Below are 13,567 nucleotides of genomic sequence, written 5' to 3'. Positions count from 1 at the left end.
ATGACGTGGCAAGGCTGGCTGCAGATCGGCCTGGTGCTCGGGCTTGTCGCCGCGGCGATCAAGCCGCTGGGGCTCTATATGGCCCAGGTGTTCGACGGCGAACGCACCTTTCTATCCCCAATACTTGGCCCCGTGGAGCGCGGCTTCTACCGCCTGGCCGGGGTGAAATCGCAATCGGAGCAGACCTGGCTGGGCTACACCACGGGTGTTCTCCTGTTCAGTTTTTTCGGCGCGTTGCTGCTCTATGCGATCCTGCGCCTGCAGGCTGTGCTGCCCTTCAACCCGCGGGGTTTTGCAGGACTCACGCCCGACCTCGCCTTCAACACCGCCGTCAGTTTCGTGACCAACACCAACTGGCAGTCCTATGGCGGCGAGACGACGATGAGCCATTTCAGCCAGATGCTTGGGCTGACGGTGCAGAATTTCGTCTCGGCGGCGAGCGGCATTGCCATTGCCGTGGCCGTGTCGCGGGCCTTCGCCCGGTCGGGCGTCGATCGGATCGGCAATTTCTGGATCGATCTGACCCGCGCCACGCTTTACGTGCTGCTGCCTATGGCCGTGGTGGTCGCGCTCGTCTTCGCGGCGCTCGGCCTGCCGCAGACCCTTGCCGGATCGGTTGCCGCAACGACGCTGGAAGGGGCAAGCCAGACCATTGCCATGGGGCCAATGGCCAGCCAGGAAGCGATCAAGCAGCTCGGCACCAATGGCGGCGGCTTCATGAACGTCAACGCCGCCCATCCCTTCGAGAATCCCAACGCCTTCTCAAATTATCTGGGCATCTTCTCGATGCTGTCGATCTCTGCGGCCATGGTCTATGCCTTCGGGCAGATCGTCGGCAGTCGTCGACAGGCCTGGGCACTGCTTTCGGCCATGGCCATCCTGCTTGTCCTTGGCATCGGCGCGATCTACTGGGCCGAGACAGCGGGCAATCCGATCCATCTTGCCGCTGGTATGGACCCGGCCCCAGGCAATATGGAGGGCAAGGAAGTCCGCTTCGGCCAGGCGATGACCGCACTCTACGCGGCCGTGACCACTGGGCTCTCCAATGGCGGCGTCAACGCAATGCATTCCTCGCTCACGCCGCTTGGCGGGCTCGTGCCGCTGTTCCTGATCCAGCTCGGAGAGGTACTCCCAGGCGGCGTCGGCTCCGGGCTCTACGGCATGGTGGTCTTCGCCGTCCTGACGGTCTTCGTTGCCGGCTTGATGGTGGGGCGCACGCCTGAGTTTCTCGGCAAGAAGATCGAGGCGCGCGAGATGAAACTGGCCATGCTGGCCGTCCTCATTCTGCCGCTCGCTATCCTGGGTTTCTCGGCGATCGCCGCGGTCACCCCAGCAGGGCTTGCCGGGCCGGCAAACGCCGGGCCGCATGGGCTGACGGAAATCCTCTATGCCTATACCTCGGCGGCCGGCAACAATGGTTCGGCCTTTGCGGGCCTCTCCGCCAACTCGCCCTGGTACAATACCACGCTGGGGCTCGCCATGCTGGCCGGTCGCTTCGCCTATATCGTGCCCGTTCTGGCCATAGCCGGATCGCTCGCGCGCAAGCAGAGGGTGCCGGCATCTTCGGGCACGTTCCCCAGCGATGGACCGCTCTTTGTCGGCCTGCTCATCGGCATCATCCTCATCCTCGGCGGCCTGCAATTCTTCCCCGCGCTCGCCCTGGGGCCGATCCTGGAGCATGTCCTCATGCTCGCCGGCCAGACGTTCTAGGAGACAGTTATGTCAACGAAAGCTGCTACGCCTTCGGTCTTCGACCCGGCGATCCTTCTGCCGGCGTTGCGCGACGCGCTTATCAAGCTCGACCCCGGGCAATTGGTGCGCAATCCGGTCATCTTCGTCACCGAGGTGGTGGCGGTGGTGGTCAGCGCGCTGTGGGTGCAGGAGCTGGTGACCGGCATCGGCGCGCCCGCCTTTTCCGGGCAGATTGCGGCCTGGCTCTGGTTCACCGTGCTGTTCGCCAATTTCGCCGAAGCCGTCGCTGAAGGGCGCGGCAAGGCGCAGGCGGAAAGCCTTAAGCGCGGCAAGGCGGACCTCTTTGCCAAGAAGCTGCTGTTTCCGGGCAAGGAGGGGGACACGGCCAGCGAGATTGTCGCCGCAACCGCCCTCAAGATCGGCGATATCATCCTGGTCGAGGCAGGCGACATCATCCCCGGCGACGGCGAGGTGGTGGCCGGCGTCGCCTCGGTCAATGAAAGTGCCATTACCGGCGAATCCGCTCCAGTGATCCGCGAGAGCGGTGGCGATCGCTCGGCGGTGACAGGCGGAACTCAGATCATTTCGGACTGGCTCAAGATCCGCATCACCACCAAGCCGGGCGAGAGCTTTGTCGACCGCATGATCGGCCTGATCGAGGGCGCCAAGCGGCAGAAGACGCCGAACGAGATCGCGCTGTCGATCCTGCTCTCGGGCCTGACGCTGGTCTTCCTGATCGCCGTGGTCACGCTCTATGGCCTGGCGCTCTATTCGGGCACCGAGCTTTCCATCGCGGTGCTGGCGGCGCTGCTTGTGACACTGATCCCCACCACCATTGGTGGGCTGCTTTCGGCCATCGGCATTGCCGGCATGGACCGCCTTATCCGCTTCAACGTGATCGCCACTTCCGGTCGGGCCGTCGAGGCCGCCGGCGATGTCGATACCCTGCTGCTGGACAAGACCGGCACCATTACCTTCGGCAACCGCATGGCGAGCGAATTCCTGCCGGTCGACGGCATCGAAGACGCCTACCTGGCCCGGGCTGTGCTGCTGGCGAGCCTTGCTGACGAGACCGCTGAGGGCCGCTCCATCGTGGCGCTGGCCAAGTCCGAATATGGTCTTTCCGAGCCCGACGCAGGCATGGGCATGCCGATCCCGTTCTCGGCCCAAACGCGCATTTCAGGCATCGACATCAATGGCCGCGAGATCCGCAAGGGCGCCGTGGATGCGGTGCTCAAATTCGCGGGTCTCGACAAGACCCAGGCGCCGGCCGAGTTCAACGCGGCGGTCGAACGTGTCGCGCGCACCGGCGGCACGCCGCTCGCCGTCGCCGATGGCAACAAGTTGCTCGGCGTCATCCACCTCAAGGACGTGGTCAAGCCCGGCATCAAGGAGCGCTTCGCTGCCCTCCGGGCCATGGGCATCCGAACGGTGATGGTGACGGGCGACAATCCGGTAACCGCCGCGGCCATCGCTTCGGAAGCGGGCGTCGACGATTTCCTCGCCGAAGCCACGCCCGAGCAGAAGCTCGATTTCATCCGGCGCGAGCAGGAGGGCGGGCGCCACATCGCCATGTGCGGCGATGGCACCAATGACGCGCCAGCGCTCGCCCAGGCCGATGTCGGCGTCGCCATGCAGTCGGGCACCCAGGCCGCACGCGAAGCCGGCAACATGGTCGACCTCGATTCCAGCCCCACCAAGCTCATCGAGATCGTCGAGATCGGCAAGCAGATCCTGATGACGCGCGGCTCGCTCACCACCTTCTCGATCGCCAATGACGTCGCCAAATACTTCGCCATCATCCCGTCCCTGTTCATGGCGACATATCCCGAGCTTGGCGCACTCAACGTCATGGGGCTGGCCACGCCGGAATCGGCAATTCTGTCCGCCGTGATTTTCAATGCGTTGATCATCGTCGTGTTGATCCCGCTGGCGCTCAAAGGCGTCAAATACCGGCCCGTGGGGGCGGCGGCACTGCTGCGCCGCAATCTCCTGGTCTATGGCCTCGGTGGGCTGGTCGCCCCCTTTGTCGGGATCAAGCTCGTCGACCTTGCCGTCAGCGCCCTTAACCTCATCTAGGAGACCAGCCATGCTGATCGCACAAATTCGTCCGGCCCTGGTGCTGCTCTTGCTGCTGGCCGGCTTGACCGGACTGGTCTATCCACTGGCCGTCACCGGAATCGCTCAGGCCGCCTTTCCCGGGCAGGCCAATGGCAACCTGATTGAACGGGACGGCCAGGTCGTCGGTTCCGAGCTGATCGGGCAGGCCTTCGCAGGAGAGGACTATTTCCATCCTCGTCCCTCGGCAGTCGGCTATGACGCGGCGACGTCAGGTGGCACCAATCTCGGCGCAACCTCCGCCACGCTCGCCAGCGACGTCGCCGCCCGGGCCGAGGCGTTCGCGCGTGATGGGGCCAGCGCGCCGGCCGACGCCGTGACCGCCTCCGGTTCCGGGCTGGACCCGCATATCTCCCCGGCCTACGCGGCCGCCCAGGTCGCCCGGGTCGCCGCGGCGCGGAGCATTGATGCAGGCATGCTCGCCGAACTGGTGGATCAACAGACCGAGCGCCCGCTGATCGGCATTTTCGGTGAGCCGCTGGTCAATGTGCTGAAACTCAATCTTGCGCTGGACGCCATGGGAGCCGACAACAGCTAAATGGACGAGGCACGAGAAATGGCCCGCCCGGACCCCGGGGCGCTGCTCAAGCTTGCCGCGGGCGAGGGCCGCGGCAAGCTGACGATCTTTCTGGGCGCAGCGCCCGGAGTCGGCAAGACCTATGCCATGCTCGCACGCGCCCAGGCGCGCAGAATAGGCGGCACCGATATCGTCGTGGGCCTGGCTGAAACCCATGGTCGCAGCGAGACGGCAAACCTGCTTGAAGGGCTCGAAGTCCTGCCGCGCCGCAAGGGCGAGCATTCGGGCAAGACCTACGACGAATTCGACCTCGACGCTGCCCTCGCGCGCCGTCCGGCCATCATCATCGTCGATGAACTCGCCCATACCAACGATGCGGCGGCGCGCCACCCCAAGCGCTACCAGGATGTAGCCGAACTGATCGATGCGGGCATCGATGTGTGGACCGCTCTCAACGTCCAGCATCTGGAGAGCCAGGCGGACCTGGTCACCCGCATTGCCGGCGTAGCGGTGCGGGAAACCGTGCCGGATATCGTGCTGCAGCGGGCCGATGAAGTGCTGCTGGTCGATCTGCCGCCGAGCGAGCTCATCCAGCGCCTCAAGGAGGGAAAGGTCTACCTGCCCGAGAATGCCACGCGGGCGGCAGAGAAGTTCTTCCGGCCCGAGACGCTGACGGCACTGCGCGAGCTGGCATTGCGGCGCACCGCCAATCGGGTCGACGACCAGATGAGCGACATCTGGCGGCAACAGGCGGTCGAGGGGCCCTGGATCACTGGCGAACGCCTGCTGGTTTGTGTCGGCCCGGATGCGCTGTCCGAGAAGGTGGTGCGTACGGCCAGCCGCATGGCCCTCGGCCTCAATGCCCGCTGGATCGTGGTTGCCCTGGCGCGCAGCGCCGATCCGATCCTCGATGCCGACCGATCTGCCCGCCTTGAGATGACGCTGGTCCTTGCCGAACGGTTGGGGGCTGAAGTGCGTCGCGTCGTGGCCGATGATTTTGTTGCCGAGATTCTCCGGACCGTGCGGAGGGACAATATCACCCAGATCGTGATCGGACGGCCAAAGACCAGCGGTTTTGCTCGCGTCTTCAAGCGTTCGCTTCCGGATGCTCTGCTGGGAACGGTCGGGGGCGTTGGCATTCACCTGGTTTCCGCAAATCCGGGCGCCGCCGACAAGTGGCGACTTCGTACCCGCAAGCGCAACGTGCCGGAATGGATCGCGTCCGTCGGTCTGCCGGTCGCGACGGTGGGCGCCATCACACTGCTCGGCCTCGGCATCTCTCAGCTGCTGGTGCTGCAAAACCTTTCGATACTCTACCTGCTGGCGGTGCTGCTCTCGGCGATTCTGGCGGGCCGCTTTGCGGCCCTGCTCGCAGCGGGTCTTTCCTTCCTTGCCTACAACTTCTTCTTCATCGAGCCCGTACGCACCTTCACCGTCGCCAAGCCGCATGAGGTACTGGCATTGGCCATCTTTGTGGCCGTTGCCGCAGTGACGGGAACGCTGGCCGCACGGCTGCGCGAGCAGGTCGAACGCGCTCGTCAGGCGGTGCGGAGCACGCAGGCGCTTTATGACTTTTCCCGCAAGCTTTCAGCGGCCTACGGCGTGGACGGCGCCCTGACGGCAACGACCTCACAACTCCACGCCATGCTGGGTCTCCCCGTGGTGGCTCTGGCGGCAGGCGCAACCGGCGAGCTCGAACTGCGCGTGGCCTGGCCGCCGGACCAGACACTCGACGAGACTGCCATGACCGCGGCGCGATGGGCGCATGAGAAGAAGGAGCCGGCCGGCTTCATGACGGGGACACTGCCCAACGTTGCCTATCTCTTCATACCCATCCGATCGGATCAGCGCATGGCAGGCGTGGCCGGAGTTCGGCTCGACGCCACCCATGGGCCGTTGTCGCCCGATGAGGACCGGCAGGTTTCCGCTGTGCTCGAACAGGCGGCGATCGCCATAGATCGCGCGCGCCTGGTGCGTGAAAATGCGCAGGCGGCCGTTGCTCGGGAGGGTGAGAAACTGCAATCGGCGCTGCTGTCCTCGCTCTCGCACGACCTGCGCACACCACTCGCCTCGATCACAGGGGCCGTTACCAGCCTGCGCCAGCTTGGAGACCGGATGAGCGCCGAGTCGCGCATGGACCTACTGGCTTCCATCGAGGAAGAAACCGGTCGCCTGGCGCGGTTCGTCGGCAATCTTTTTGACATGACGCGGATCGAATCGGGTTTGCTCAAACCCCGGCGCGAACCCGTCGACCTGCCTGCGCTGATCGCCGGCCTGGTGGAGCGCATGGGCAGGATTGACGACAAACTCAAACTGGAGACGAGCACTGCCGAAGCCATGCCACCGGCACTGGCCGATCCCGGCCTTCTCGAACAGGTGCTGTTCAACCTGGTGGACAATGCGCGCAAATATGCGGGAACGGACAAGCCGGTCAGCATCTATGTCCGACGTGAGGCAAACATGGCGGTGATCAGCGTGACCGACCAGGGCCGCGGCATTCCGGAGGAGGACCTGGAGCTGATTTTCGAAAAGTTCCATCGCCGCGCCAAGGGGGATGGCCGGCCGGCCGGCACCGGCCTTGGCCTTTCGATCGCGCGTGGTTTCGTTACCGCCATGGGCGGAACCATCAAGGCCGAGAGTCCCGCGGTGCGAAAGCGCGGCACGCGCTTCGTCATCCGCTTGCCGCTGGCCGGGGCAGACACATGATGACCCGCCCCCGCATCCTGGTCGTCGATGACGAGCCGCAAATCCAGCGATTCCTCAAGCCCGCGCTGACGGCAGTCGGCTACGATGTGCTGCAAGTGGGAACGGTCGCCGAGGCAAAACGCGCAATTGCTGCGCAGGCGCCCGACGTGGTTGTGCTCGATCTCGGACTGCCCGATGGCGATGGCAAGGATGTGATAGCGTCGGTCCGGGCTTTTTCTGCTGTGCCCATCATCGTGTTGTCGGCCCGCGACCGGGAGAGCGAGAAGATCGAGGCCCTGGACCTCGGCGCCGACGACTATGTTGAAAAACCCTTCGGCATCGGTGAGTTGCTGGCGCGCATTCGCACCGCGCTGCGGCGTCGGCACGACGCGCGGGTACCGCCCGAGAGGTTCGAATTCGGCGGCCTGATCGTCGATGATGCGTCCCACCGCGTGACCCTGCTCGCTGAAGCTGTTCACCTGACCCCCAAGGAATACGATCTTCTGCTGCTGTTGGCGCGGAACGCCGGCCGGGTCCTCACGCACAGGCAGATCCTGACCCAGGTCTGGGGTCCGGCCCATGCCGAGGACGTTCAGTATCTGCGCGTGCTGATCGGCCAATTGCGGGCCAAGATCGAGCCTGGCCCAAGCCGCCCAAGATTGATCGAGAACGAGCCAGGTATCGGCTATCGGCTGCAGCCGCCAGACGTGGAGTAGTGACCGCTTATGGCGCTGACCGCCCGTGAGCACTGCCACCGACGATGTCTGCTTCCAAGAATCGAAAAAGCGGATAGGCACGTCCGTAATGGGGCGCGCCTTGTGCCACGCTCAGCCGGACACATCGTTCATGTGGAGCGGAACGGCAGAATTTGGGCAACGTCTGAGGTGACCCAAATGTCCGAAAGACGGCCGCACTCACCGCTTGCACCGCTCGATTGCTGAAGGGACTTTTTCCGCGAACGGTGTTCGCAGTTTATGCAGAAATGGCGCGCCCTAAGAGATTCGAACTCCTGACCCCCAGATTCGTAGTCTGGTGCTCTATCCAGCTGAGCTAAGGGCGCGCACTGCCGACATGATCGGCGGTTCAGGCGGAGGCACAAGTGCTCTTCGGCCTGAAGCGGGGCAACCCATACATGGGCGATCCGGGCTTGGCAAGCGCGCAGGTGACAGTTTTTCGTCAATGCGCTCCGGCTAGGTGCGGATGCGCAGACTGGCGGGGACAATGAGGTCGAAACGGGTGCCGGTGGGTTGGTCGGCCAGCACCAGCCGGCCACCATGGGCTTCGGTAATTTCGCGGGCTATGGCAAGGCCCAGGCCCGTGCCGCCGGCCCGCGCCGAGCCCTGGAAGGCAACGAAGAGATTGTCCCGCGCGCGCGGCGGCAGGCCGGGGCCATTGTCGGTGACCGAGAGGGTGACGCTCTCCTCTTCCTCGACCACCGTTACCGAGACCTGCGGCGCGACAATGGCTGGAGTGCTCTCCAGCGCCTCGCGGGCATTCTTGAGCAGATTGAGAAACACCCGGCCCATCTGGGCCGCGTCGACATTGAGCACGAGCGTCTCTGGCACCTGATCGGAAAAGACAATGGCGGGATGGCCGACCAGGCGCGCCTCGAAGGCAGCGTCCTCGATCAAAGCCCGCATGGGCACGGGTGCCAGCACCGGCAGCGCGGAGGTCTCGCGGCCATAGTCGAGCACCGACTGGGCAAAGCCGATGGCCTTATCCAGAGTGGTGACGAGACGCGGCGCCAGGCGTTGCACCTTGGGATCGTCCAGCGTCGCCACCTGGTCGGAGAGCAATTGCGCCGAGGTCAACGTGTTGCGCAGGTCGTGATTGATCTTGGCCACGGCAAGGCCCAGATCGGCCAGGTGGCGGCGCTGGCGCAGCATGGAGAAGAGATCGGATTCCATCGCCGCCAGTTCGCGCTCGACAATGCCGATTTCGTCGCGCCGCGCCGAAGGTACGATGACGAGGCTGGCATTTTCCGGCGCCTGGCGGAAGGCGAGGATGTTCTGGGTCAGGCGGCGGACCGGATAGATGAAGAGATAGCTGGCTAGCAGATAGAGAGCGACTGCGGTGATCGCCGCAATGGCCAGCGAGACAATTCCGATCTGACGGGAATAGGCCAGCATGTCCTGCCGCAGCGGCCGCTCGGGCATCAGCAGCTCGACCAGGCTCTCGTCGAGATCGCCCTCGCCGACGATGCGCAGGGTGCGGCCGGGCCCGGCAAACAGGGTATCCATGGCGCCCACGATCAGCGTCATCAGATCGCGCTGGCGCATGTCGGCCGTCACCACCACGTCGGGGGTCACCGGGTTGGCCAGCTCGATCAGCTGGCTCTGGCCTTCGCGGCGATAGACGATGGCATGGGCACCTGCCGAGGTCAGCAGGCGGTCGGTCAGGTTGCGCGGCAGCGCCATGACATCGGGCACGGCGTCGAGCACGCGGGCCGCCACGACGCCGACCCGCAGGCGATCGTCTAGCCAGCTGGCGCGGAAATTGGCGAGCGTGGGCAGATAGACCACGATCTCGACAAGAAGTATCACCGCGATGATGGTGGCGATGAGCTTGATCGAGAGGCCGGAGAACCGGCTGGGCAAGACGCTGCGTTCGGCTGTCATGTCAATGCATTATAGGCAAAGCCGCGGGTTCCGTAAGCCCCCAGGCAAGGGCATCAGCGCCGAAGCCGCGCGATAATGGGCAGACGCTGCGACCAGTTGCCCGGCGGGCGCTGCGCGATGACCTGGTCGGCCAGCTCGGTCAGTGCCGCCAGGGGGCTGGGTTGCGGCAGGGCCAGCTGACCCAGTTCGCCCAGCCTGAGGCCGCGGGCCATGGCCAGCGCCAGCAGGCTCATGGTTTCACCAGCGCCAAGGCCGACCGCACCACCGCCCAGGATGGCGCCATGGCGGTCGACAACCAGCTTGAGCGCGCCCAGGTCCTGGCCGCTGGCGCGAGCCGCATCGTTCTCGGCAAGATTGGCCCGCAGCACAGTGTGGCCGGGTCGAAGCCTCGGGTCCGATTCGAGCAGGCCGACCTGCGCCAGCGCCGGCTGGGTCAGCACCAGGCGCGGTACGCGCAGCGGATCGAGCCGGCCACTGCCCTGCCCCAGCAGGCGATCGACCAGCAAGGCGGCCTGCCGGCCGCCGATATGGGGTTCAAATTCGCCCGCGGCGCCGCCAATGGCGCTGATGCGGGGGTTGGACGTCTGGCCGTTCGGGCCCACCAGCAGGCAATCGGGGCGCAGCCGGTCGCGGCGCAATTTGGCCAGGTCGAGCAGGCCGGCGGCGAGATCGGGCACTCGGCCCATGGCTACGAGGATATGGGAGACGTCCAGGCTCTCCTCGCCACCGGCGCGGCGCAGCATGACGCCGGTGCCCTGGCTGCGCGGCTGGATGGCCGTAACTTCGGCGGCGTCGAGGATGACGATGCCCTCCTCGCGCAGTTCCCGCAGCAGGATGGCGACCAGTTCGGGGTCGAAGCCGGGCAGCAGCCCGCCCTGCGGCACCAGAGTCACGGCGGAGCCCAGCCGCCGATAGGCCTGGGCCAGCTCCAGCGCCGCCGGCGTGCCGCCGATGACGATGAGATGGCTGAGCTTGCGGATATTATCGGCAATGCTGTCGGGGGTAAAATAGGCCACCTGGTCGAGGCCGGGCAGTGCGGGAATCACCGGCGGCGCCCCGGTTGCCAGCGCGAACTGGCGGGCGCGAATGCGGGTATCGCCACAGCGCAGGGTCTGGCGGTCGATGAAGGCAGCGTCCTCCGAAAGGACGGTGACGCCCAGAGCCGCAAGCCTGTCGTCAGCGTCACGCGGCGCGGCGGCGTCGGCGATGGCGGCGGCGCGTTCGCCTATGGTGCGGAAATTGGGCTTGGGCTCGGCATTGTCGAGGCCGAGCCGGCCGGCAGTGCGGATGGCCTGGGCCCGCTCGGCGCTGGCCGCGAGGGCGGCACGGCGCAGGCTGCCTGCCGCCGCATCGCCGGCCTCGTCGAGGGCGCGCCGCACCAGCACCACATCCAGCCCGCGCTGGCGCGCCGTGATGGCAAGGCTAGTACCGAGCGCGCCGGCGCCGATGACGCAAAGGTCAGGTTTGAGGTTGTCCGCCATTACCGCCAACGGCTAGATGGAATGCTATGTCGCGACTTATGCGGTGATACGGGCGCGAAAACAACGGGGGATGGCGCGCAAGGAAGTGGGTGCGAGCGCGTTGACTTGGGGGCGAGTTTTCCCTATAGACCCCACCAACCCGCACACAGGGCGTCCGACGCTTCCGATGTGCCCGAAATTCCTGCTTGTGCAGAGCCAAACTAGAGGAACCGTGCCCGGCGCGGTTTGATGTCATGAAGCGTACATACCAGCCGTCCCAGCTCGTGCGTGCCCGCCGCCACGGTTTCCGTGCCCGTATGGCCACCAAGGACGGTCGTGCGATCATCAACAAGCGCCGTCGCGACGGCCGCAAGAAGCTCACGGCCTAAGGCGCCGTGGCCGGATGACGGCCAGCGAGCACAGGCCCGACGCCCTGCGTCGGCTGATCAAGCGTTCCCAGTTTCAACGGGCTGCCCGGGGCAATCGCGCCGGGCGCTCTGCGTTTGGGCTCCAGACGATCGCCGCCGCGGAGGCGCAGCCGGGTGTCGGTTTCACCGTCACCAAGAAAACCGGCAACTCTCCCGAACGCAACCGCATAAAACGCCGTCTTCGCGCGGCTGTGACAGCATGCGCGCGTGACTTTGTCCCCCACCATGACTATGTGCTGGTCGGACGAAGGGAAGCGCTGAGCGAACCCTTTGCCAAGCTGGTCGCCGATTTGGGCGCGCTGATCGTGCGCGTACACACACCCAGATCGGCAGACGAGCGACACTCTTCCGGCCGCGGCCCACGGAAACCCAGACAATGACCGACAATCGCAATGTGATCATCGCCATCGTGCTCAGCATGGTCGTGCTGTTTGGCTGGCAGTTCTTCGTGGCCGGCCCGCAACTGGAACGCGCCCAGCAGCAGGCTCAGATTGCCGCCGAACAGGCGCAGAGCGAAGCGGCGCTTGCAACGCCCACCACGACCACCGCCACCGCCGACGGCACTGTGGCACCCGCCGCCGATGGCAGCGCGGTCTATGCCGATCGTGCCGCGGCCATTGCCGCCAGCAGCCGTGTCACCATCGACACCACCGACCTGCACGGCTCGATCAACCTTACCGGCGCGCGGCTCGACGATCTCGAGCTCAAGCAGTATCGCGAGACGGTCGATCCGGATTCCCCGATCATCACCCTGCTGACGCCTGCCGGCGCGCCTGGCGCCTATTTCGCCGAGCAGGGCTGGGTGCCGGCCGCTGGCGCCTCGATTGCCGTGCCCGACGGGCAGAGCGTGTGGACCGTTGAAGGCGACGCCACCGCCCTAACCGCCGCCACCCCCGTCACCCTCCGGTGGGACAATGGCGCGGGCCTCGTCTTCCGCCGCACCTTTGCGGTTGACGAGCACTACCTTTTCACCGTCACCCAGACGATCGAGAATACCGGCGCGGGCGACGTGGCCCTGTTCCCCTATGCCCGCGTCGCCCGCCACGGCACGCCCAAGGTCGCCAATTTCTTCATCCAGCATGAAGGCCCGCATGGCGTGCTGGGCAGCAACAACATGATCTCGAAGAAATACAGCGACCTGCAGAACGACCAGCAGGTCCGCTTCGACAACACCACGGGCTGGCTCGGCATTTCCGACAAATACTGGGCCACCGCCGTGCTGGCGAAGCCCGCAGCGAGCATCAACGCGCTGTTCTCCTGGAAGAATACCGGCGCCTATGACGACTACCAGACCAGTTTCGTGGAAACGACGCCGGTGGTGGTTGCGCCGGGCGCGACGGCGACCCATGAGAGCTATCTATTTGCCGGCGCCAAGGAAGAGGCGGTCATCGCCTCCTATCAGCAGCAATATGGATTTGACCGCCTCGATCTGCTGATCGACTGGGGCTGGCTCTTCTTCATCACCAAGCCGATGTATTATCTGCTGACCTTCCTCAACGGCATTATCGGCAATTTCGGCGTCGCCGTGCTCGCCGTGACCATCATCGTCAAGGCCATCTTCTTCCCGCTCGCCAGCCGCTCCTATGCCTCGATGGCCGCCATGCGCCGCGTGCAGCCGGAGATGAAGTCGATCCAGGAGCGCTTCAAGGAAGACCGCCCGGCCCAGCAGCAGGCGATGATGGAGCTCTACAAGAAAGAGAAGATCAATCCGCTTTCCGGATGCTGGCCGATCCTCATCCAGATCCCGGTCTTCTTCGCGCTCTATACCGTCATCTTCATCAGCCTCGACATGCGCCATGCGCCGTTCTTCGGCTGGATCCAGGATCTGGCGGCACCCGATCCGACCAATATCTTCACCCTGTTCGGCCTGATCCCGTGGGATCCGACCGTATTGCCTTTCATCGGCAGTTTCCTGCATCTGGGCATCTGGCCGGTCATCATGGGCATCACCATGTGGGTGCAGATGAAGCTCAATCCGCCGCCGCCCGATCCGACCCAGGCGATGATCTTCAACTGGATGCCGGTGATCTTCACCTTCATGCTGGGCAC

Annotated in this window: 10 protein-coding genes and 1 tRNA gene; 8 read left to right on the top strand and 3 right to left on the bottom strand. The window is 65.2% G+C overall.

Annotated features, from left to right (window positions below; translation table 11 throughout):
- Genes kdpA through V6M52_RS09615 form a run of 5 tightly spaced genes read left to right on the top strand, consistent with a single transcriptional unit; the run spans window position 1 to window position 7,728 of the window.
- Entirely contained in the window at window positions 1-1,710 is a 1,710-nt protein-coding gene (gene kdpA / locus V6M52_RS09635; protein WP_332700857.1) for a potassium-transporting ATPase subunit KdpA, read from the top strand.
- A gap of 9 nt (window positions 1,711-1,719) precedes the next feature.
- Complete coding sequence (gene kdpB / locus V6M52_RS09630; RefSeq protein WP_332700856.1) at window positions 1,720-3,771, top strand: potassium-transporting ATPase subunit KdpB; 2,052 nt, start codon at window positions 1,720-1,722, stop codon at window positions 3,769-3,771.
- 13 nt (window positions 3,772-3,784) lie between these two features.
- Complete coding sequence (gene kdpC, locus V6M52_RS09625) at window positions 3,785-4,348, top strand: potassium-transporting ATPase subunit KdpC (RefSeq protein ID WP_332700871.1); 564 nt, start codon at window positions 3,785-3,787, stop codon at window positions 4,346-4,348.
- An 18-nt stretch (window positions 4,349-4,366) separates the two neighbouring features.
- Window positions 4,367-7,033 carry a sensor histidine kinase KdpD gene (locus tag V6M52_RS09620; RefSeq protein WP_332700855.1) on the top strand — a complete coding sequence of 889 codons (2,667 nt, stop codon included), beginning with the start codon at window positions 4,367-4,369 and terminating at the stop codon, window positions 7,031-7,033.
- A complete protein-coding gene (locus tag V6M52_RS09615; protein ID WP_332700870.1) occupies window positions 7,033-7,728 on the top strand; it encodes a response regulator in 696 nt (231 codons plus the stop codon). The genes V6M52_RS09620 and V6M52_RS09615 overlap by 1 nt, the downstream gene beginning before the upstream one ends.
- 267 nt (window positions 7,729-7,995) lie before the next feature.
- Here the strand turns inward: V6M52_RS09615 and V6M52_RS09610 are convergent.
- From V6M52_RS09610 to V6M52_RS09600, 3 genes are all read right to left on the bottom strand, one after another.
- A tRNA-Arg gene (locus V6M52_RS09610) sits at window positions 7,996-8,072 on the bottom strand.
- Window positions 8,073-8,202: 130 nt separating this feature from the next.
- On the bottom strand, window positions 8,203-9,630 hold the full coding sequence (locus V6M52_RS09605; RefSeq protein ID WP_332700854.1) for a HAMP domain-containing sensor histidine kinase: 1,428 nt from the start codon (window positions 9,628-9,630) through the stop codon (window positions 8,203-8,205).
- 53 nt (window positions 9,631-9,683) lie between these two features.
- Entirely contained in the window at window positions 9,684-11,111 is a 1,428-nt protein-coding gene (locus tag V6M52_RS09600) for an FAD-dependent oxidoreductase (RefSeq protein WP_332700853.1), read from the bottom strand.
- A gap of 233 nt (window positions 11,112-11,344) precedes the next feature.
- On the opposite strand from V6M52_RS09600, the gene rpmH reads away from it, so the two are divergent.
- From rpmH to yidC, 3 genes are all read left to right on the top strand, one after another.
- Window positions 11,345-11,479 (top strand): 50S ribosomal protein L34, encoded by a 135-nt coding sequence (gene rpmH / locus V6M52_RS09595; protein ID WP_046136922.1) that lies wholly within the window; start codon window positions 11,345-11,347, stop codon window positions 11,477-11,479.
- Between the two features lie 14 nt (window positions 11,480-11,493).
- Window positions 11,494-11,898 (top strand): ribonuclease P protein component, encoded by a 405-nt coding sequence (gene rnpA, locus V6M52_RS09590; RefSeq protein WP_332687411.1) that lies wholly within the window; start codon window positions 11,494-11,496, stop codon window positions 11,896-11,898.
- Window positions 11,895-13,567 (top strand): membrane protein insertase YidC (gene yidC, locus V6M52_RS09585; RefSeq protein WP_332700852.1); only part of this gene is annotated, 1,673 nt, incomplete at its 3' end. The genes rnpA and yidC, both read left to right, overlap by 4 nt.

The organism is Devosia sp., assembly GCF_036676215.1.
Lineage (GTDB): Bacteria > Pseudomonadota > Alphaproteobacteria > Rhizobiales > Devosiaceae > Devosia.
Note: the sequence above shows the minus strand (reverse complement) of the source record. Positions and strands in the feature narration are given on the sequence as shown.